The organism is Sinorhizobium sp. P24N7 (assembly GCF_042436655.1).
In the GTDB taxonomy this organism is placed as follows: domain Bacteria; phylum Pseudomonadota; class Alphaproteobacteria; order Rhizobiales; family Rhizobiaceae; genus Sinorhizobium; species Sinorhizobium meliloti_A.
Map to the genome: position 1 here is coordinate 319,510 of NZ_JBHMIW010000003.1, position 20,663 is coordinate 340,172.

The following is a 20,663-nucleotide window of genomic DNA, read 5'->3' on the forward strand; positions in this document are numbered from 1 at the left end:
CCCCTTACGCCTCCCCTTACCTTCCCGGCCGCGCCAGCGAGCGGGCAATGTCGATGATGTCGTCTCGGCCGGCGGTCGGGTCCTCCTTGTTCCAGGCAACCCCGAGCCCGATGCGGAAGTCGACGCCCCTCACCTTTCTCAGCTCGAAATTGCGGTTTGGCATGCCCTCCGTCCATTCCGGCGCAAAGCCGATGCCGAGCCCGGCGGAGACCAGGGAGACAAGCGAGAAGGTGTCGTCGCAGGTATAAGCAATGTTCTTCGTCAGATCGTGCTCCTCGAACTTCTCCGAAAAATAGCGCTCGGTGTACGAGAGGTTCGACCGGGAGAAGGAGATGATCTTCTGGTCTCGCAGATCCTCGATGCCGATCTCGCTTCGGACGGCAAGCGGACTGCCTTTTTCCACCGCCAGTAGATAGCGCTCATAGGCGATCGAGAAGAAGCGAAGCGAGCCGATGTTCTCGACCGGCCGGATGAAACCGAGATTGATCTGGCCGTTCTCGATATTGCGGATGATGTCGTTGGTGGTGCCGCTCGCAATATGCAGCTGGATCTCCGGGTACTTTCTGGCAATGCGGGCCATGAACGCCGGCAGCACGCCGATGGTGGCCGGATAGACGGTGCCGATCTTGATCGTCTTCACCCTTTTGCCGGCCACCGAGCGCGCCACCTCGGCCGACAAATCGACCTCGCTCAAAATCCGGATGCAGCGATCGTAGAACACCTCCCCTGCCCTGGTCAGCGCCACCCGCCTGGTCGTGCGCGTGAACAGTTGGACGCCGAGCTCTTTTTCCAGCGCCTGCACCTGGTTGCTCAGTGCCGGCTGCGCGATGCGCACCCGTGCTGCCGCCCGGCCGAAGTGCAGCTCCTCAGCCACCGCAACGAAATAACCCAGCTGGCGCAGTTCCATGGCAACCCACAGTTTGTTGGTTTATTACGCAACATAACGTACATGGACCCGTGTGGTTTGTCATGAACAAAATGTGTGTATGGAGCCATTCGCCACGAATCTGCGTCGCCGAGCCGAACGATTAGGGATTTCAAATGCAGAGGTCGCGCGCCGCGCTGGCCTTAGCGATCGCCGATATGGAAATTACGTCAGCGGGCGCCGAGAACCCGATCTTTCGACGCTTGTGCGGATTGCCAACGTCCTCGGTACGAGTGTGGACGAACTGATAGGCATGAACCTAGACGAGCAGGTTCGCACTTCAGAAGAGTTGTTCCAGGAGCGGATCGTTGCAGCCGTACAAGCCCTGCGGAGCGATGATCTTCAAAGAGTGGCAATCATGATCGAAGCTCTTGCCTGTGCGCGAAATGACGCAGCCGCTTAGTCTCGCATTCCGGCGTCAGTCTTTCGAGTTCCAATCGATACCTTACGCGGTCTTGAAGCACGAAACGGGGACAACCCTCTGTGTTCCTGCGAAGTGCGCACGAGGCTGCCTATGCAGGGCTGCTCTCGACCCATTGCGGGCATCGGCAAGCGCCGCGACGAATGTCTTGACCAAACCCATTGCGGACCTTGGTACAGCGCGCCACCATCTAGAAGGAACTTTCATGAAGCCTCTTCGAGCGGCGGCCACGCCCGTCAATATCCGGTTGGCTCCGGACCAGAGCTACCGGAAAAACCTGCGAAGCTGCAAGTGTTGACATAGGATCGGAACGCCACCTGCGCACTGGACTGGTTTTTTCGGTTGGGGAAGATAAGGGACATTTCGTAGGACGGTGCCATCCATGTCGGCAGGAGCGCGATCAGCCTGCCGACCGCAATGGACGGTTGGCAGACATAGGCGGGCAGCAGGGCGATCCCGCCATCTGACAAAGCGGATTGCAGTAGGAACCCCATCGAGTCGGTGGCCGCAACAGCGGTTGGCCGCAACGCGACTTGGGTGTCGCCGTTCGAGAACACCCATTCAGGCTGAGCGTCGTGTAGAAGGCAGCGGTGCCGAACAAGATCCTTCGGCGCGGCAATCGGTTCGGCGGCTTCAAGATAGGTAGGCGAGGCGACCAGAACGCGCTTAATCGCCGAAATCCTGCGGATGATCAGATCTCCGCCGGAAGCCGATCCGACACGGAACGCGAAGTCGATGCCTTCACGGATGATGTCCAGATGCCGATTGGTGGCAATTAACTCGATGGCGATCCGGGGAAAGCGCTCGGTGAAGCCGCGCAGAAAGCCGGGCATGAAATAGGTTGCCGTGACCTCGGGGCAGGTAATCTTCAACGTGCCGATGGGCTGCTCCCGGAGGTTGCTCATCGCCATGTTCGCTGCGGCGACTTCCGCCCGGACGCGGCGGCAGTGTTCGAGATAGACCTGTCCGCTGCCAGTCAGGCTGACATGCCGGGTTGAACGGTTAAGCAGGCGCAGCCCGAGCCGTTCTTCCAGTTGAGCGATGCGCTGGCTGATTGTGGATTTCGGCATCCCGAGGCGGACCCCGGCCGCCGTGAAACTGCCCACCTCGGCTATTTCCGCCAGAAGGATCATATCGTCTGCGCTGCCCATGTCAGTCCTCCACGGTCATCGCTGGAGGCTATCATTTGTCCGCACCGACGGACAATGTATCCGGTTGCGGGAAATTGCACGAACGAAGCCAGTCCGATAAACCCTGTCGCTGGTTGAAGCTGCGGAGAAAGCAATGTCGATCAGTCAAGCTGTCCCCAAGGCCGACCGGGTGGGGATCGCCATCCTCGTAATGGTGTTCACCGATCTTACCCTTGCTATCGCGGACGCGATCATCAAGATCACGATCTCGGACATGCCGCTGTCGCAGTTCATCTTCCTGCGGTCCTGCGTCACGCTTCCGCTCATCGTCCTGATCCTGCGGCTGCGCTTTCCGGGGGTGTCCTTGCGGCCAATCTCGCCGGGCTGGGCCTTCCTCCGCAGCAGTCTGCTTCTGGTCAGCCTTTTACTCTATTACGCCTCCTTGCCGAGGCTGGACTTCTCGATGGCGGCGGCGATCTACTACACGATCCCACTGTTCATCACGCTGTTCGCAGCGATCTGGATCAAGGAGCCGATCGGACTTCAAGGCTGGGTCGGAGTCGGGATCGGATTCGTTGGCGTGCTGCTGATGCTGAAGCCGCAAGCCGGGGATCTGAACGCTTATGCCCTGTTGCCGCTGGCATCCGCGATGCTCTATGCGCTGGCGATGGTCGTTACCCGCACGAAAAGCCGGGCCGAAAATCCCTTCGTCCTTGCCCTGATGTTCAACCTGATCGCCATCGGTCTTGGCGCTGCGGCCTGGCTTGGCGGCGGGGGCGAAGTTGCGACCACAGCCCCGAGCCAGTTCCTCGGCAGTTGGATCGGGATGGGGTGGTTCCAATGGGGCCTGATCGTCGTCCTCAGCCTGACAATGCTGACGGGCAGCGTCGGAACGGCCCTCGCCTACCAGTTGGGGCCGTCCTCGGTCATCTCGACTTGGGACTTCTCCTATCTCGCCTTTGCCGTGTTGCTTGGGGTGATCCTGTTTTCGGAAAAGCTCGACGCGGCCTCAATGCTCGGCATCGGCCTTATCGCCTTGGCTGGCCTCGTGGTGATCCGGCGGCCGAAGACGAATTGCCGAGAATGACCGCTCCGTCCGCAAATGCGCCATTCGCGGCATGACCAACGAATCTCCGCTTCCCACCCATCTGAGACGATTGATCTCCGGCTGTTGCGACCTCTACCTTCCGGAGTCGTCCGCCTTAAACGGTATCGATGCCTAGACGTTGTGCCGCTATGACAGAGCCGTGGATCTAGCGTGGGACATCGAGGCGCACCCCCTCGCAAGCCGGTAAATCGGATCCAAAGGATCGAGGTCGATTCTGACTACGAGCTCATCGCCGACCGCAACGAAACCGAGTTTGACGGACAAGGACAGTTGAGTTGATCGGACGCCATCACGTGAGGCCTTCACCCTTCCCGAATCCCGTTACTCGTCGAGTTATAACATTTCCGCAGATACAGTATAACGCTTGCCCCTAAGAAGTCGCCGAAATGGGAGTGGTGGTAATGTCACCTGCCTCGCCAACGCGGGATTGATATCTCCCAGACAATAATCACCGGCAATCCCTATTAGACCTGCGGACTCCGAGCCAGCACCATTCGGCCTGAACATCACCGAATGGGAGAAAATACTGTGGGAACAAAGAGGTACTTCGCCTTCGTTGCGCTCGCGCTAGGGGCTTCCCTAGGGCTTGCGCAGGCCGAAACCCTTGTCGTGAACAGCTACGGAGGGCCCTATGAGGCGATCATCCACGAGAAGATCATCGAGCCTTTCGAGGAGCGCTTCGGTATCGATGTCGTCTACGACGCCGTCGGATCGGCTTCGCAGGACTACGCCAAGATCAAAGCCACGAGAGGGCGGCCCGGCTTCGATGTCGCCGTCATGACCGCGTCGCAGTCACTGCAGGGCTGCAAGGATGGGCTTCTCGAAAAGCTGACCGTCGAGGCCATTCCGAACCTTGCCAAGCTCGCTCCGAGCCTCGCCCAGGCGGCGGGCCCGTGCGGGGCGGTCCATGAGATCCAGTATCTGTCGCTTCTCTACAGGACCGACAAGTTGAAGTCTGCGCCGGCGTCGTGGAGCGACCTTATGGCTCCGGAACTGAACCAGAGGATTGTACTTCCCACGTTCCAGAACATTATGGCCGTCTATCTCCTGGAAATGATGTCGGTGACCAACGGCGGCGATCTCATCGACAACCTCGATCCCGGCTTTGCCGCCATGGCGCGTGTCTCCAGCCAGTCCATCGGATTCGAGCAGTCTTCAGCCATCCTGGAAAGCTACATCAAGGAGGGGAGGGTGTGGGCGATGCCCTTCTGGAACGGCCGCGCCCAACTCCTCGTGGACGAGGGCGCTCCCGTGGACTACGTCCGGCCGAAAGAGGGCACCATCCCGCTGATTGCGACGCTGAACGTGCCGGCAGGCGCGGAGAACAAGCAGGCGGCGCTGAAGTTCATCGACTTCTTCCTGGAAAAGGCAAGCCAGGAGGCCTGGGTCGGCGGATACAAGGTCGGCAGTGCGCGGGTGGACATCGAGGTCCCTGAAGCCATTCGCCAACGGCAGATCACAAGCCAGGCGGACCTTGCGAGCCTCCATCTCCCGGATCTCTCCAAGATTGCCGAAAAGTTGCCTTTCTGGGCCGAGCGTTGGGAACGCGAGATCGTTCCTCAGGCGAATTGAGAGGTACCATGAGCACCATTGTCCTGAATTTGCCCGCAAGGAAGCGCCTGTCCGGGCCTGGCAGATCGCAGAGCTATCTGGCTCTTTCTCCATCTTTCCTCGTCCTCCTGGTGTTCTTCGCCATGCCGATGGGGATGATGATCGGCATGAGCTTTGTCGACGCAGAGACGCTGGCTCCTACCCTCGCGAATTACGAGCGCTTCTTTACCGACGGCCTGTCACTTGCCGGCTTCTGCCGAACGGCGATCATGTCGCTGCTTGTCGCCATTTGCGTGACTGTACTCGGATATCCGGTGGCCCATTTCCTCGCGCGCTCCAAGACGCGTTGGCGGGCGGTGGTCTTTGCATTGGCGCTCGCCCCTGAGCTCGCCGGCGTCGTCTTGCGCACCTACGGGTGGCTGATCATTCTGGAGGACCGAGGCTTCATCAACGACGCCCTTCTTTACCTTGGCATCATCGCCTCTCCCCTCCCCCTGTCGAAGAACCTCTTCGCCGTGGTTGTGGGATTGACGCACGTGGTGCTGCCCTTCGGCATCTTGTCGCTCACGACGAGCATTCAGGGGATAGACGCCAATCTCGAGAAGGCTGCTCAGATGCTGGGGGCCTCACGAACCTCGGTGATCCGACACATTCTTCTCCCCCTCTCCGTTCCGGGTATCGTCAGTTCGCTCCTGATCTCCTTCACGATGGCGGCAAGTGCGTACGCCACACCGGCGCTGCTTGGTGGTGCAGGTTTCAAGGTGCTCGCGACAATGATCTATGAGCAGGTGCTCTTCTACATCAACTGGCCCTTTGCCTCAGTCATGGCCATTGCGCTTCTGCTAATGATGCTCGGGATTTCGTTCCTTGGCGTGAAATACGAGTCCCGCCGCAGAGGGCAGCGAGATGCCGTCAAAGGAGCGACCTCATGAACAGGGTGCTCTCGGTCCTCTACTGGGCAGTGCTCCTTGGCGTGCTTGCCTTCATCACCCTTCCGCTCGTCGTGGTCGTTGCGGCGTCGCTCAGCCCCTCGAGCGCGGTGACCTTCAGGCCTTGGGAATGGACGGGCCAATGGTACGTCGAACTCTTCGATGAGCGCTGGCTCGACCCATTCTTCCTAAGTGTCCGGATCGCTGCGGTCGTTGCTGCCATCAGCGGCATCCTCGGTCTGTTGGCCGCCTACGTGATCGCCTACGAGCGCATCCCGGGGAGCGATGCCATCATGTCCTACCTGCTGTCGCCGCTCTCGGTGCCGCAGATCGTGAAAGGCGTGGCGATCGTTCTCTTCCTCTCGATTGTCGGATTGCAGGGACTGCTCGGGACGCCGGCTTTGATCGCCGCTCATGTCGTGCTCGCACTGCCTTTCGTCATTCGGATGGTGGCGACGTCGTTGGCAAACTTCGACGCGAGCCTCGATCGAGCAGCGCAGATCCTTGGCGCGAGCAAGCGCCAGAGGATTCAGCATGTGCTGCTGCCCATGATCAAGCCGGGGGTCCTTTCCGGCGTGACCTTCGCATTCATCATCTCGTTCAACAACATTCCGCTCTCGGTCTTTCTCGTCAGACCGGGCGACACGACATTGCCGATCACGGTCATCAACTATCTCGAATACAGCCTCGAGCCCGTCATGGCGGCAGTCAACGTTGCCTCGATGATCTTCATCCTCGCGATCATCTTCCTCTTTGAAAAGATCGGCGGGTTCTCGGCACAACTCCACGGTGGAAGCAAATGAGCAACTTCGACATCGAACTCGTCTCTGTCAGCAAGTCCTATGCGAGCGTCGCGGCCGTAAAGGACATCAATCTCGAAATCCCAAAGGGAGAGTTCGTCAGCATCCTCGGCCCCTCCGGCTGCGGCAAGACGACGACACTCAACATGATTGCCGGCTTCAGCGCGCCATCGGCCGGCGACATCCGCATCCGCGGCAAGAGCCAGATCCGGGTACCTCCCGAGAGGCGCAATATCGGTCTGGTGTTCCAGAATTATGCCTTGTTTCCGCACATGACCGTCGCCGAGAACGTCGGTTTTGGCCTCAGGATGAAAAGGCTCCCGCGCGAGGAGATCGAGAGGTCCGTTCGTGCTGCGCTGCGCAGCGTTCATCTCGAGGGATTCGAGGGACGTTATCCAAAGGAACTATCCGGCGGGCAGCAGCAGCGCGTGGCGCTTGCACGCGCGATTGCGCCGCGACCATCCGTCCTGCTTCTCGATGAGCCCTTGTCGAACCTGGACCTCAAGCTTCGCGAGGCGATGCGCATCGAGCTCAAGGAAATCCAGGAACAGCTCGGCATGACCTTCGTATACGTCACGCACGACCAGGAGGAAGCCATGGCGATGTCCGATCGCATCGTCGTCATGTGGCAGGGCGAAATCGCCCAACAAGGAGAGCCGAGCGCCATCTATCGCGATCCAAGCTCGCGTTTCGTGGCGGATTTCATCGGCAGGTCCAACATCCTGCCTGTTGCCGCAACAGTCCAGACGTCGAACTTCCTTGAGCTCGCAATTGACGGAGGTCCCGTCTTGCGGAGGTCGGGCCCCGGCCCTCGCGCAGCGCCGATCCGCTATTGCTCGGTTCGACCGGAAAGCATCGTGCTCATCGATCCATCGGTTCCACATCCCGAAGAGGTGAACCGCCTCCAAGCTATCGTTCTCAGGGTCGTCAATCTTGGCGGAAATGTCGAGCTGTTGGTCGATCTCGACGGTGGCCTTTGCCTGTCCGTGCTGGTGCGCTCGTCACGATCGACGATGCTGCCGGCCGTCGGCGACGAAGTAGCCCTCGGGATCGATCCCGAGGACGTTCACGTACTCAGCGATTGAGACGTCCTGATTCATAGGCGTCGCGTATCAATGCGGCGCCATCAATATTGGAGATCAACCGCCCCGGCGCCCTAGCATCACGATGACCTTAAGCCGAGGTCGTCAACAGGAGACAAAGGAATGCTGGTGAAAGAAAGACTTCGCGCCGTCCAACACGACAGCAACGTCTGCGCCGACATCGAAGGATTCGATTTCAACAACTACGATGACAATGACATCACCGAGGTGCGGCGGTTCTGGCTCCAATACGGAGTTATCCGGTTCAAGCGGACCCGGATCACCGATGAGCAGCAGGTCAAGTTCTCACGCCACTTCGGTGAATTCGTCATTCATCCGAAGCAGCTGCAGGAGGGCGGCCATCCCGCCCATCCCGAAATTCTCGTCATCAGCAATGCGATGAAGGACGGCAAGCCAAGCGGTGCCATGGGCAATAGCGAGGCGACCTGGCATACCGACACCTGGTTCTACGAGCGTCCGCCGGCCGCGGCAATCCTGCGTGCGGTTGCAGTGCCTCCTTCGGGCGGCGACACCTACTTCCTCTCGAGCTACATTGCCTACGAAACTCTGCCTGAGGCGATAAGGAAGGCTATCGAGGGACGGCAGATCTTCTTCCAGAACGTCTACGACAAGACGGGCAAGCTGCGGCTTGGAAAATCCGCGCCTTCAAGCCGGGATTTTCGCGAATGGAGCGGGATCGTCCATCCACTCGTACGCACACACGGCGAGACGGGTCGCCTGGCGCTCTACCTCGGCGGAACAATCGACGGCGCCTGGATCGTCGGGATGCCGCTCGACGAGAGCAATGCGCTCCTCGCCGAACTCTGGGATCACACGACGAACACGAAGCATGTCTTCGTTCAAAAGTGGGATGAAGGCGACATCATGATGTGGGACAACCGCTGCACCATGCATCGTCGTGACTCCTTCGACCCTGCGTCAATCCGCATCATGCACCGGACTACGACCTCCGGCGAACGTCCGGTCTGATCGCGAGCAAGGGGCAGAGCCACATGAGTGAATTGTACCGGGTGAATCCGAGCCACCCTTCCCTTCCACCCGAGTTGCTCGAACTGATGACCATGGTTGATACGGCGACCATCGGGCATATTGAGCACCTGGGTTTTGTTGGTGACGACATTTACCCGGTATTCCCCTCATGGGCGGTCGGTCCCGCGCTGACTGTCGCGGCTCCTGGTCGCGACGGAACCATCATCTACAAGGCAATCGATCTGATCAGGCCGGGAGACATTCTTGTCATCTCGCGAGTAGACCGCGACGATGTTGCCTGCGTTGGAGGCGGTGTCGCGCTCGCTGCGAAGGCCAAAGGCGCAAAAGCGATCATTATTGATGGCCCCTGCACCGATCACGAGGAAATCATCGAAACGGGATTGCCCGTATGGTGTCGCGGCAAATCGTCGAGAACGACCAACCGGAAGTTCCAGATAGGCGGCTCGATCAATGTACCGATTGCTTGCGGAGCCGCGGCCGTACTGCCCGGCTATGCGGTCCTTGCCGACAACGAAGGCGTCTTCGTTGCCGAACCCCAAGAAATGAAGCAGCTCTGCGAGGCCGCCTGTTTCCGGCAGGAGCGTTCCGCCAAAATACGAGCGCATCTCGCTGCCGGCCGATCCATTTTCGATTTCAATCCAGAGGCCAATCCGTGAAAATCTCTCTCATTCAGATGAATTCGCAGCCCAGCCGCAGTCATAACCTCGCACAGGCGGAGCGCTTGATGGTTGAGGCCATGTTGGACAGTCCCGATCTGATCGTGCTGCCGGAGCATTTCGACTGGACCGGCGGCACGCCTGAGGACAAACGGGGCGCGGCAGACTGGGTGCCAGGCGGCGAGGCGTACGGGATGATCCAGCGTTTCGCGGCCAAACATCGAGTATGGGTCCATGCAGGCAGCCTTCTCGAGCGGATCGCTGGCAGCGAACGCATCCACAATACGACCATCGTGTTCGATGACCGCGGCGAGGAGGTCGGTCTTTACCGCAAGATCCATTTGTTCGATATCGTTGCTCCGGATGGAAAGGAATATCTGGAATCGGCGACTGTGGCGCCGGGCGACCAGCTCCTGGTCTACGAGCTGAACGGTTTTCGCATTGCTTGTTGCATTTGCTATGACCTGCGCTTCTCGCGACTGTTCGACCGTCTCGCCGCCTACGGCGTGGACGTTTTCATTCTTCCAGCCGCCTTTACCGAGCAAACGGGAAAGGACCATTGGGCGGTTCTGTGTCGGGCGCGCGCAATCGAGTTCCAGGCCTACATGGTCGCCTGTGGTCAGTGCGGATCATATGAGGCGCCCGGTCGCGAACTGCGCCGGACCTTCGGGCACTCGATGGTTTGCGATCCTTGGGGGATGGTAGTCGCCGAAGTAGGCGATGATCCCGGCGTCTTATCAACCGTTATCGAGAGAGCACGGCTTGATGAGGTGCGCAGCTGGATCCCGATGGTGGCGCACAGGGCGGATCTTCAGGGCATGAGGGTGAAGGTTGCACAGGCGGTCGGAAAAAGCGGGACTGCCGAGGTCGCGCCGGCTCACGTTTCGGCTTCGTCGACTTTAACAAGCTCAATGTGACTGACGCCGAGTGCCTGGGCCAGCTCGTAAAGGGTTACGATCGTGGGGTTGCGCTTTCCTCGCTCGAGGCCGCTCAGATACTGCTGGCTGAACCCGGACCGCACTTCAATTTCTTCCTGCGTCAGTCCTTTCGCCCGACGCAGGCGCGCAAAATTCCGGCCGACCAACTTGCGCATGTCCATGCGCGAGTGATGCCAGCGCGATTGGCCGAAGTTTATCAACTATAGTATGTAAGCGCCGTCACACGGAATTGTCTCTCGTTTGCGAGATTGGGCGAGCGAGCGTTCCCTCCCCTCCCCTCTGTTGGACGACCTTGAACCGAGCTCCGCGAAAACCTGGTCCCGAGGACCTTCTGATCGGCGCCAGAATTCGCGAGCGGCGCCGCGCGCTGCGATTGACCCAGCGCCAGCTCGCAAGTCGCGTCAGCATGCCGCCGCAACTGCTGCAAAAATATGAACGGGGCGCGATCCGGATGAGTGCCGGCCGGCTCAGAAGCTTGGCTGCTGCCCTTGGTGTGCCGATGGGATTCTTCTGTGGTCAGTCGGAAGGCCGAGTGGTGATTTTCGAGCGGGTGGCTGTCCGCGAGCTCGACGATCTCGTCCCGTTCCTGTCGAGCGAGGAAGGATTGGAATTGAACTGTGCCTTCCGTCGCATTTCCGACCCCAAGATCCGCCGGCGCGTCGCGGCCCTCATCGACGCGATTTCCAGGACTTGAGCCCGCGGCCGTCGTTTCGAGCCGCTGGCGCTCCTGCAACGCGCTCTTAACCTAAACGTCGCCTTTCCGTATCCACGCGTTCTTCTGGGTACCAAAGATTAGCCGAAGGTTCGCACGGCGGATCAGCCTCTTTCGGTAAGCTTTCACAGCGTGAATTCCAGGGCTCGGAGGAGAAAATGCTGCTGCAGAAGTCGATCGAGTTTATAACCGCGGACGAACTCGCTTCGCGTCGAGCGTTGCTAACGCTAGCCGAGCTTCACGATGTAGTGGAGGCTGCCTGGCGCGACATCAGGGACGGACGTGCATATGGCGGCAAGGCGGTGTTGTCATTGCCCGAGCAGGAGTTCTGGAGCTTTCCCGAGGTTTCGAGCCTCAGGGAAGGGTTTTCGGACGAGCGACTCGGCTGGAAACTGTCGTCACTCTACGCCGTCAATTCGCGTCATGGCGCCGTCAAGGTAATCGGCGCGAACGCCTATAACCGTCGACTGGGACTTCCGAGATCAACATCGACAGTGCTGCTTCTCGACAAGCCGACACTTCGTCCGATCGCGATTCTTGATGGTTCGGGGCTCTCGGCGGCGCGTACCGGCACCTATGCATCGCATATCCTTCGCCAATGCTTTCGCGGGCGTGGCAATGCTCGCCTGTTCCTCTTTGGAGCGGGGCCGGTCGCTCGAAGCGTCGTCGAGTGTCTCACACACAGCGGCGCCAGCCTCATCAACGAGATCTTCGTCCGCAGCCGCACGATTGAAAGTGCCGGCCGCTTTGTTGCCGAAATGGAAACCCGAACGTCCATCCCGCTTTGCCCAGTCACCGACAATCTAAAGCTACGCGACTGCGAGATCGTGATAACGGCTTCCAATGCGCGCCATCCTATTTTCGAAGATGAGGAGCTCGCGCCGAACGCTGTCAGCCTTCACCTTGGTGGCGACGAGGTCCCGGAGCGCTACATCCAGCGGGCTCTGAGAACCGGGGTTGTTGCTTGCGACGATATCGCGACGGTTTCGCGAAGAAATTCGCAGACCCTGGCCCTGCACTTTGCCCGCAAAGGCTTGTCGCTCGAGAGTGTCGGGCCGCTGCTCGGCATCCGCGAGCTTTCGTCCAAGGAGGAGTGGCAGGCGGACGGGACAGGTCCTGTTTGTGTAACCTGCGTCGGGCTGCCGGTCCTCGACCTCTACGTCGCAGAGGCGACCTACGAGAAATACCGGCTCGCTTGCGAGATGGGAACGGCGAGCGCCTGAACAAGCCCCCACGTCGTCTCCTGGAGATCTGCCGATGGCCTATCTGGCGCGCACCATCGCTGAGCATGTATGCGGATCGCTTTCCACCAATACAGATCCGGCACTGCGCGAACTGGCCATGCGGTGCATTCTCGATCTCCTCGGGGCGGCCTTCGCGGGATCTGGCATGCCGGGACCGTCGGCCATGCGTAATATTGCGCATTCCCAGTTCGGGGACGGGGTGGTCCCCATCTGGGGCACTGCCACGAGGGCCGCACCAATCGCCGCACTCCTTGCGAATTCCGCGGCCGCATCGGCACTCGATATCGATGACGGCCACCGTGCAGCGCGCGGGCACCCCGGAGCCGCAGTGATTCCGACGGTCCTGGCACTTGCCAGTCAGCACACGGCAACCGCGCGCGATATCGTGTCCGCGATCGTGCTCGGCTACGATGTAGGCGTGCGCATTGCGGCAGCGCAGAATCCGGAGCGGATTAGGACGCGACAATCCGGGCGCTGGGCGGCTTGTGCAGCAGTTGCGGCAGGGGCCAGACTTCTGAAGTACAAACCCGAACACGTTTCCCAGGCGCTGTCGATCGCAGGTGTACTTGCGCCGAACCAGGAGGCCAATGGAAGCTCCGGATACTCGAAATTGACAGGGAATGATGTCAAGGAAGGGATTGCGTGGAGCGCGGCGACCGGACTTACCGCGCTTTCCCTTGCCGCACACGGACATACCGGCCCCGAAGATTTCCTGGATCATCCCGATTATTATGACGGTGAGCGCATGGTGACGGGACTGGGCTCACGGTTGGAGATCCTGGGGACGTATTTCAAGCCCTACGCCTGCTGCCGTTATGTTCATCCAGCGCTCGACGGATTTCTCGACGTTATTGCCCGGCATCGCCTCAAGCCCGAAAGCATCACCAGCCTGGACGTCGAGACCTTCGGCTGGGCCGTGAAGCTCAATAACACGACAGAGCCGAAGAACCTCGTCGATGTCCAGTACAGTCTGCCGTATTGTCTTGCCATTGCGGCGATCGACGGGGCCGACGCGCTCGTCCCTATAAAGGCGGATGTTCTCAACCGGCCGGACCTCAGCCACTTCGCGGAGAATGTCCGGCTTCATGTTGCATCGGAGATTGATGCACTGTTTCCGGGCGAGACACTTGCGCGCGTGACAGTCAGAACGAACCGGCTTGAATACACATCGAATATCCAGGCGCCGCTTGGTGACCCTCAAAACCCGATGGACTGGGACGCCCTCGAGCAGAAGTTCCTGGTGATTACGAGCGGGGCGATTTCGAGCGAGCGACAGCAGCTGATTGTCGACGGCGTCCTCAATATCGCCAACGGTGACGTGAGCAGCCTTTTGCACGCCTTGGACCTTCCAGAAGCCGGGCCGTGATCGCGACGCCCGGGCGCGAGCCGCCATCAGCAGAGGGCTCCGTTGAACATGACGATGTTGCCATTCACCAGGATATGGCGGACATGGCTCAGATTGTGACTGTCGGAAACCACCAGGTCGGCGCGTTTGCCCTTCTCGAGAAATCCACGGTCGCCTGCCATTTCCGGAAACGCTTTCGCAACATTACCCGTTGTCAGCGCTATCGCCTTCTCGACTGAGATCTGCTTCTTTCGGATCATTCGATGGATTGCCGACAGGATGCTGTCCCAGTCACCTCCTGCAAAGTCCGTGGAGATCGTGTCGACGAGATTGTTTTCAATGAGAAGATCGAGGTTCCGAGGCGAGTTTCGCCATCGTGTCTCGATGCAATCGAGTGTCGAGACGTCGATCGTCGCGCCACGCTTGCGCAGCTCTCCAGCTGTGTGCAGCGCCTCGGCTGGCGTGAAGCTCGGGTGGTTCGAGTGGCCAGCCACGATCCGCGCCTTGGGCAAGCTCTCAGCGAGCCCGACCAGAAGACGGGATGTCGGTGCGGCGTTGTGAAAGATGGCCGGAAGGCAAAGATCGGCGGATTGGGCAGCGATTTCCTCCAATCCTTTGAGCGACAAGGCAACCGGCGGCATGACCGTTTCGATCACGAGGCGGCGAAGTTTGCTCGCGTCGAAGGCCTTATCCAATCCGTTTTCGGCGAGCATGGCAGCGATGGCCTGGTCATCAAGGGCATCTCCTCCATCGAGGCATCTGCCGAGGACGGCCTCCTTTAACGATCTCGCAATATTGGGGTGCACACGGATGCCTGTCGCAGCTTCGATCGCGGCGGGAAGGAAGCGGTAGTCCTGCGCACCACCGCCGAGCGTCTGACCTCCCCCTGCCTCGCCTAGCGCCTTTGCTCCCTGTGCGACCATGCTCTCGACAGTTGCTGCCTTGTGCCTTTGCGTAAGCCCCTTCCCGTCGACAGCCATTGCCGCGGCAATACTGCTTGGCGTGTGAGCGGTCGCGACATGAACATCAAGCGGATGCGAACGCGCGGGCGGTTTGTTGATTTCGTCGACGAGTGCCAGGCCGCAGACGTTGAGCAAGGTCGTGGTCCCGGAGGCAAGATGCCTGTTCCTGAAATATTCAACGTCGGGCTCAGAGAAAGGAGGCGAGCCGCTCGGCATGGAAGGACCATGGATGCAGCCATGCGCGTGTGCGTTGATGACACCGGGAAAAATCGTACAGCCACTGGCGTCGATCACGACGACTTCCTCCGTCAGATCCGTCTCGCCGGTGCTCACGTCGGCGATCCTGCTGCCGCAGACGCGGATAGTTGCCTTCTGGTACGAGGTCGTTCCATCTCCCGTGATCACACGGCCGTTTATGATCAGGATATCCTTGGAGGCTGGCCTTGACTTCACTCGTTTCCCCTATGCGCGCGACTGCTCGGATCTCCGTCGAAGGTGAAGGCGTAGCCGGTGCCCCTGACGGTACGGATGATCTCTGGGGCGTGCACCGCCTTCAAAGACCTCCGCAGACGCGCAATGTGAACATTCACCGTTTTGGGCTCGACGAATATGCGCGGCGGCCAGGCGCCCGAGATGAGCTCGCCTCGTGTGAAGGCCCGTCCAGGATCACGTACCAGCAGATGAAGAAGGCGGAGCTCGACCGGGGACAAGCGAAGCTCCGAGCCTTCGTACCACACCCTTTGCTGGCGCAGGTCGAGGTCGATCCCTCCGCAACTAAGCGTCTCATCGCGGCCATTGCTCCGATCAGGAAAGACACCGTCGAATGACAGAAGTCGCGTCAGCGACCTGAGATACATTCGCGGTTCGACCGGTCGCATGAAGACCTCGTCCACGCGCGCGTTGAGAAAATCGGTGTACCGGTGATTGCTGCTTGCACTCACGAGGGCAATGATCTTTATGCGTGAGGTCGAAGGATCCTGCTTCAGCATTTCGCACACCGTGACAGCCCCAAACATCCTTCCGTCGATCAAGACGGCTGCGGTTCTTTCACTGTCCATCAACGCAAGCGTGTTTTTCATGCTCGTCGCGATACGGGCATCGAAACCGGCTTGGTCGAGGATGTGGCGCGCGGAGAGCGAGAAATCCTCATCCGGTGAACTGATGACAATCAGGTCCTTCACGCCACACTCAACATCAAAGGCAGCCTTGTTGCTCCTTCGATGGTCACCGATCGGGCGGCAAAATTAAAGTTTCATAGGATGAAGTTTTGTAGAGATTTGTGTCTCCTGCCGGGATGGATGGGCGGAGGCGATTTGCCGGAATGTGTGCGGCAAGGAACGAAACCTCGCCTGACGAAACGGGCCGGCGTCCCCGTGAGCGCCGACTAGCACTTGTGTGGCTTGCATTGGGGGTGGAGTCGCTGCCCGATACTTCCTTCGCATGCTGATTAGTCGATCCGGTCATACGCATTGGCTTTTCTGGCTTTCACAGGATGCAACAAAGGAATTTCTTTGCCATCTGGCGAACATCCCGAACCGCCCTCGTTGGAAATTCTAATCGCTTGGGACGATGTCGAAGCGGCAGGCCGGCTTGCTGACGCCGTGGAGGGGAGCGGCATGCACGCCGTTGTCGTCAGCAAAGGCAATTCAGTCCGCAAGATGCTTCAGAACCGCGATTTCGATCTCCTGATCGTCAGCGGGGATGCCTCTGCCGCCCTTTGCCGTAGTGTTCGCTCGTCCAGTCTCGTTCCGATCATGCTTCTCGTGACTGCGTATAATGACGCGGTCGTGGTGGACGGTCTTGCGGCGGGAGCCGACGATTGTCTTCCACGAAGCGCGACGATCAGGGAGATTCTTGCCCGAGCACGAGCACTGGTCAGGCGGGCTGCATATTCGCGAAGCACCGGAGGATCTCCGTGCAGCATGACGTTCCGCGGCTGGCGGATAGATTGCCTCAGCCGTCAATTATGGGATCCGGCTGGTGTGGCCGTGCCTGTTACAGGAGCCGAATTCGACCTTTTGCTGGCGTTCTGTCGCAATCCAGGTGTCGTGCTCGCGCGACAGCAGCTGTTGGCGTCAATGCATGTCGGGCGAGCCAGTCCGGTGGAGCGCAGCATCGATGTCCATGTCAGCCGGCTCCGGCGCAAGATTGAACGAGGTTCAGCCGATCCCCTCATAAAGACGGTGCGGCTCGGCGGCTATATTTTCTTGGCAGCAGTAACGCTGGAAAGTTCCAAATAGGGGTACTCCAGGCTGCACTCGAAGCGAGTGCCGAGGCGACCTTGCTCAACAGTCGGTAGCTTTCACTTGCGGGGGTCACAGGAATTCCTATCCGCGGAGATTGTGAAGTTTTGTTGCGAAAGTATACAAGAGGTTGTATCGATGCTCTTTGACATCTAAACGTGCTTTCGGATTCTCCAGACACCGAAACAGCCCCGTTTGTTGGCGCAGGCGCCGCCTCTCACGCAACAGGTCACGAGGACCGCGCCGATCGCCCGCGAACGCTTTCTGAAGGGACGGCGTGATGTTTGAAAAGGATTTCTTCGACAAACTGACGGATGCGAGCTCGGCTGCCACAAGCCATCGCCAGTTGGAGGTGACGCTCGGAAGGCTGGCGAAAGCAAATGGATTCAACCACTTTGCCTACCTGTCGCTGAAAGCAAATCAGGTCGTCGCGATATCGAACTATCCGAGCGAATGGCAGAAGGTCTATTTTGCTCGCTCTTATGCTGAGGTCGATCCCGTCGTCTTCTCCGCACGCAATTTCAAGCGGACGTTCGCCTGGTCCGTCGATTGCATGCGGAAGGAAACGGCCGCGGACGTGAGACGGTTTTTTGCCCACGCTGCCGATTTTGGACTGCGCTGCGGCGTGTCCATTCCTGTCAGGACCGGCTTCGGCGGCATGGCGATACTCACGCTTGTCTCCTCCGACGCCGTCAAACTTGCGCTCGATCAATTGCCAGAGGAGTCGCAGATCGCTGCCGCGACGGCGGTGGCCCTGATCCATGCCCGTTTCCGCGAGTACGAGACGCGTTTCGGAGCAAGCGCCGAAATCCAGTTGAGTGGTCGCGAAGCAAGTTGCATTCGCTGGTCGGCCGAAGGAAAGACCTTCCAGGATATCGCGTTGCTGGAAAATATGACGTTCTCTAATGTGCGATATCACGTAGGCGAGGCAAAGAGGAAGCTTGGAGCGGTGACATTGCCCCAGGCGACCGCAACGGCGGCCAGGTCCATGCTCATATGATTGCCTGTTCCAATTTGTTCGATCAGTCGGCCGCGTCCGGGTAAGCGTTCGGGAACACGACGTCCTGGTCAACCAGCACATTGAAGTTATAGCCTGGGCGCACGTTAAGCGTTGGCTGTACGTCGAGATTTTTCCCAATCGTTCGTTCGGCTACACGTCCGAACGTCTCAGCAAAATTTCGTCGTGCCGCATCGGAAGCGGTGTCCTGCGTCGCAAGCGTCGAGCTCTCGGGCAGCGACATGTCGATTCCGGTTCCGATCAATGCCACCAAGGCCGCCGAGCCGAACGTTCTCCAAAGATGCCGATCGACTTGGTCCTTGAACCCGCCGTAGCCCGCGGCGTCCGTGCCTGCCATGCCACCAATCTGCAGAGTGGCGCCGTTCGGGAAGATAAGATCGGTCCAGACGACGAGTATTCTTTCTTGCCCGAAGGACACCTTGGAATCGTACCGGCCAAAAAGCTTGGCGCCCTGTGGGATCAGCAGATGGTATCCGGTGGCGCTGTCATAGACATTTTGGCTTACCTGGGCGGTGATCCGTCCGGGAAGATCGGAGTTGAGGCCTGTAACCAGCGTTGCAGGGATGACCGAGCCGCGCTTCAGTTCATATCGCGACATCTGTGGGATCACCTGTTTCGGCAGATAGCCGAGATCCACGATGTCCTGGTTGAGAAAGGCCTCTTTCGAAATCTGGCTGTTTGGATCTACGTTCTGACCCATGATCCCCGACTTCATGGCGCCGGCGTAAAGGTCGGATGCGCCAGTCGTGGTGGGGACGGAATTCTGATGGTTCGCGCTCGCAGTGTTCAAGCCCCCACGCTCCACAGCGGAAATGTCGACCTTCAGCGGCGAGTCGAGCGCAGTCGCACGTGCCTGGAGTCGGGCCATCTGCTGGCGATGGCGTTCGCGGAGATATTGCTCGTCCTGCTCCCGCCTCAGGCGGGCCATCCATTCCTCCTCGGACTCAAGACGTGGTCTCCGCTCCTCGCGTTCGACAGGCAGGCGCTCTGGGGCTGGCTCTTCTTTTTCGATCTTGGGAGGGGCAGGAGGCGCCGGCTGGCGCGCCTCACGTTGCTCCGGTTCGCCGATGATGCCGTCCGAAATACCGCGTTTCAGCTGGTCACCGAAATTCGTCGCCGGAGCATTGTGGGCGCTGTCGAGTTCATTCCCGCGGTTGAAAGAAAGTCCGCGCCAAGACAGCCCGATCACAACGATACCGATAAACAGCACGATGATGACGATGGCAATGATGATCGGCAGGCGATTGAGCCGCCGCATGCCGCGCTGATCACCGGCTTGGCCCGAGGTTCCGAGCTGCAAAGATTGGACCATCTTCCCCTCCGTCAGTTCCGCTGCATGATGGAGAGCGGGCTCGCGGGCGTCGCGCCGGCCAGAGTTGCCGTATAGGCGCGGCCCAATGCGATTGATGGTGTCGACAGGCGCGCAAGGACCTGCCCGTCGAGGCCGTCAATCGAATAGCCGAGTTCCACCGGCTTCACGTCTTTACCGGCTTTCCGGTCGGTGATGACTGTGTAGCCCCAGCCCTTCAACGCCGCCTCGAGGGCCAGAGCATATTCCGACGTGCTCTTGTCCATTTTGATGGTCGTCGTTCCCGCATGGCCGATCTGCTCGGCCAGCCGGCTCGCCAAGTCGCCGGCAATGGCGCTTGCGGCCGCGTCGGAAACTGATACTGGGGTGGGACTGGCCGTGAGGGCATCGTCAGCAGTCTGGCAACCGGAGATCAGGGCGGTAACGAGAATGATCGGGAGCATCTTGCGCATCATTCAACCTCCACGGCGGATTGTGATTTTCTGCTGACGCCAACCAACCCCCGAAACAAGGATCGCCTTGTCGAAGGCATGGTCGACGATCATCATGTCGTTCTTCATCCGGTAATTGACGATTCGGTTCTGGCCGCCGCTGACCACGAACAGCACCGGCGCGTCTTGGCCGAAGATCGACTTTGGAAACTGGATGTAGGTCTTCTGCCCGTCGGAATAGACACGCTTCGGTCTCCACGAGGCGCTTCCCCTGACCGAGTAGGAGAAGTTCAGCTTGTCTGGCGCGGTCCCCGGGGTGCCGCCCATTTCGAGACGGGCATTGATGTCTGCAAGCTTCGTCGAAACGTCCTCGGGATACTCGAAACCGATGCGTGCCATGTATTGGCTGGAATGGGATTTGAGCTGGATATGATAGGTTCGGCGCGACGTCGTCACGACCATCGAGGTCACAAGGCCAGGCTCCGAGGGCTTGACGACCAGATGGATCGCCTGTCCGCCGGCAGCACCCGAGGTTGCCGGCTCGACCTTCCACCTTACCGTGTCACCGACCAGAACGTCCCGAACGATCTCGCCGTTCTGCAATTCGATGTCGCAGACCTGCAAGGGCGAGCAGACGACGGAAGGCTGCGTCTGTCCGAACAGGAAAATGACTTTCCCGTCTGGCCCTTTCGTCACCAGGCCGGGTGTAACGCGCCATTTGCTTGAGATGTTCGTACCCTTCGCCTCATTCGAGGTCATGCTTTGTGCCTGCGCGCCGACCGCAAGGACGAGTCCGGCCATGCAGCCGGTGGCTGCGATCAATCCTATTCTGTGCATGTGAAATCCCC

The 20,663-nt window shown here is 59.6% G+C and carries 22 protein-coding genes; 14 read left to right on the forward strand and 8 right to left on the reverse strand.

The features are described from left to right. Positions 1–16: 16 nt before the first annotated feature. Positions 17–907, reverse strand: coding sequence for a LysR family transcriptional regulator (locus ACFHWW_RS06680; protein WP_379937729.1), 891 nt, complete (start codon positions 905–907; stop codon positions 17–19). Positions 908–986: 79 nt separating this feature from the next. On the opposite strand from ACFHWW_RS06680, the gene ACFHWW_RS06685 reads away from it, so the two are divergent. Continuing rightward, a complete protein-coding gene (locus tag ACFHWW_RS06685) occupies positions 987–1,328 on the forward strand; it encodes a helix-turn-helix domain-containing protein (RefSeq protein WP_379937730.1) in 342 nt (113 codons plus the stop codon). Between the two features lie 254 nt (positions 1,329–1,582). Here the strand turns inward: ACFHWW_RS06685 and ACFHWW_RS06690 are convergent, their stop codons facing one another. Further along, positions 1,583–2,497 carry a LysR substrate-binding domain-containing protein gene (locus ACFHWW_RS06690; RefSeq protein ID WP_379937731.1) on the reverse strand — a complete coding sequence of 305 codons (915 nt, stop codon included), beginning with the start codon at positions 2,495–2,497 and terminating at the stop codon, positions 1,583–1,585. Positions 2,498–2,630: 133 nt separating this feature from the next. Here ACFHWW_RS06690 and ACFHWW_RS06695 point away from each other — a divergent pair, with 133 nt between their 5' ends. The 8 genes from ACFHWW_RS06695 to ACFHWW_RS06730 all read left to right on the forward strand — a co-directional run bounded on the left by ACFHWW_RS06695 (position 2,631) and on the right by ACFHWW_RS06730 (position 10,530). After that, complete coding sequence (locus ACFHWW_RS06695) at positions 2,631–3,563, forward strand: DMT family transporter (RefSeq protein WP_379937732.1); 933 nt, start codon at positions 2,631–2,633, stop codon at positions 3,561–3,563. Between the two features lie 549 nt (positions 3,564–4,112). Next, a complete protein-coding gene (locus ACFHWW_RS06700; RefSeq protein WP_379937733.1) occupies positions 4,113–5,156 on the forward strand; it encodes an ABC transporter substrate-binding protein in 1,044 nt (347 codons plus the stop codon). Between the two features lie 8 nt (positions 5,157–5,164). Beyond that, a complete protein-coding gene (locus ACFHWW_RS06705) occupies positions 5,165–6,067 on the forward strand; it encodes an ABC transporter permease (protein ID WP_379937734.1) in 903 nt (300 codons plus the stop codon). After that, the gene (locus ACFHWW_RS06710) at positions 6,064–6,867 is read left to right on the forward strand and encodes an ABC transporter permease (RefSeq protein WP_379937735.1); all 804 of its coding nucleotides are present in this window, start codon (positions 6,064–6,066) and stop codon (positions 6,865–6,867) included. Before ACFHWW_RS06705 ends, ACFHWW_RS06710 begins: the two co-directional genes overlap by 4 nt. Continuing rightward, a complete protein-coding gene (locus tag ACFHWW_RS06715; RefSeq protein ID WP_379937736.1) occupies positions 6,864–7,949 on the forward strand; it encodes an ABC transporter ATP-binding protein in 1,086 nt (361 codons plus the stop codon). Before ACFHWW_RS06710 ends, ACFHWW_RS06715 begins: the two co-directional genes overlap by 4 nt. 120 nt (positions 7,950–8,069) lie before the next feature. Next, positions 8,070–8,936: a TauD/TfdA dioxygenase family protein gene (locus tag ACFHWW_RS06720; protein ID WP_379937737.1), complete on the forward strand. Its 867-nt coding sequence runs from the start codon at positions 8,070–8,072 to the stop codon at positions 8,934–8,936. A 23-nt stretch (positions 8,937–8,959) separates the two neighbouring features. Beyond that, positions 8,960–9,613 carry an RraA family protein gene (locus tag ACFHWW_RS06725; protein WP_379937738.1) on the forward strand — a complete coding sequence of 218 codons (654 nt, stop codon included), beginning with the start codon at positions 8,960–8,962 and terminating at the stop codon, positions 9,611–9,613. Then, positions 9,610–10,530 (forward strand): carbon-nitrogen hydrolase family protein, encoded by a 921-nt coding sequence (locus tag ACFHWW_RS06730; RefSeq protein WP_379937739.1) that lies wholly within the window; start codon positions 9,610–9,612, stop codon positions 10,528–10,530. Before ACFHWW_RS06725 ends, ACFHWW_RS06730 begins: the two co-directional genes overlap by 4 nt. Here the strand turns inward: ACFHWW_RS06730 and ACFHWW_RS06735 are convergent. Next, a complete protein-coding gene (locus tag ACFHWW_RS06735) occupies positions 10,491–10,712 on the reverse strand; it encodes a helix-turn-helix domain-containing protein (RefSeq protein ID WP_379937740.1) in 222 nt (73 codons plus the stop codon). The genes ACFHWW_RS06730 and ACFHWW_RS06735 overlap by 40 nt on opposite strands. Before the next feature lie 131 nt (positions 10,713–10,843). Here ACFHWW_RS06735 and ACFHWW_RS06740 point away from each other — a divergent pair, with 131 nt between their 5' ends. From ACFHWW_RS06740 to ACFHWW_RS06750, 3 genes are all read left to right on the forward strand, one after another. Further along, positions 10,844–11,245 carry a helix-turn-helix domain-containing protein gene (locus ACFHWW_RS06740; RefSeq protein ID WP_379937741.1) on the forward strand — a complete coding sequence of 134 codons (402 nt, stop codon included), beginning with the start codon at positions 10,844–10,846 and terminating at the stop codon, positions 11,243–11,245. Between the two features lie 176 nt (positions 11,246–11,421). Next, positions 11,422–12,486: an ornithine cyclodeaminase gene (locus ACFHWW_RS06745; protein WP_379937742.1), complete on the forward strand. Its 1,065-nt coding sequence runs from the start codon at positions 11,422–11,424 to the stop codon at positions 12,484–12,486. A 34-nt stretch (positions 12,487–12,520) separates the two neighbouring features. Continuing rightward, entirely contained in the window at positions 12,521–13,873 is a 1,353-nt protein-coding gene (locus ACFHWW_RS06750) for an MmgE/PrpD family protein (protein ID WP_379937743.1), read from the forward strand. 26 nt (positions 13,874–13,899) lie between these two features. Here ACFHWW_RS06750 and ACFHWW_RS06755 read toward each other — a convergent pair whose 3' ends face one another. Next, complete coding sequence (locus ACFHWW_RS06755; protein ID WP_379937744.1) at positions 13,900–15,267, reverse strand: amidohydrolase family protein; 1,368 nt, start codon at positions 15,265–15,267, stop codon at positions 13,900–13,902. After that, on the reverse strand, positions 15,264–15,995 hold the full coding sequence (locus ACFHWW_RS06760) for a winged-helix domain-containing protein (RefSeq protein ID WP_379937745.1): 732 nt from the start codon (positions 15,993–15,995) through the stop codon (positions 15,264–15,266). The genes ACFHWW_RS06755 and ACFHWW_RS06760 overlap by 4 nt, the downstream gene beginning before the upstream one ends. Before the next feature lie 435 nt (positions 15,996–16,430). On the opposite strand from ACFHWW_RS06760, the gene ACFHWW_RS06765 reads away from it, so the two are divergent. Further along, positions 16,431–17,054, forward strand: a complete 624-nt coding sequence (locus ACFHWW_RS06765; protein WP_379937746.1) for a winged-helix domain-containing protein — start codon at positions 16,431–16,433, stop codon at positions 17,052–17,054. Between the two features lie 283 nt (positions 17,055–17,337). Next, on the forward strand, positions 17,338–18,057 hold the full coding sequence (locus ACFHWW_RS06770) for an autoinducer binding domain-containing protein (protein ID WP_379937747.1): 720 nt from the start codon (positions 17,338–17,340) through the stop codon (positions 18,055–18,057). Positions 18,058–18,079: 22 nt separating this feature from the next. Here ACFHWW_RS06770 and trbI read toward each other — a convergent pair whose 3' ends face one another. The 3 genes from trbI to trbG are packed head-to-tail and all read right to left on the reverse strand — an operon-like array spanning position 18,080 to position 20,652. Continuing rightward, on the reverse strand, positions 18,080–19,387 hold the full coding sequence (trbI, locus tag ACFHWW_RS06775) for an IncP-type conjugal transfer protein TrbI (RefSeq protein ID WP_379937748.1): 1,308 nt from the start codon (positions 19,385–19,387) through the stop codon (positions 18,080–18,082). A gap of 11 nt (positions 19,388–19,398) precedes the next feature. Further along, positions 19,399–19,836, reverse strand: coding sequence for a conjugal transfer protein TrbH (gene trbH / locus ACFHWW_RS06780; protein ID WP_379937749.1), 438 nt, complete (start codon positions 19,834–19,836; stop codon positions 19,399–19,401). Positions 19,837–19,839: 3 nt separating this feature from the next. Next, positions 19,840–20,652 (reverse strand): P-type conjugative transfer protein TrbG, encoded by an 813-nt coding sequence (trbG, locus tag ACFHWW_RS06785; RefSeq protein ID WP_379937750.1) that lies wholly within the window; start codon positions 20,650–20,652, stop codon positions 19,840–19,842. Between the last annotated feature and the right edge of the window lie 11 nt (positions 20,653–20,663).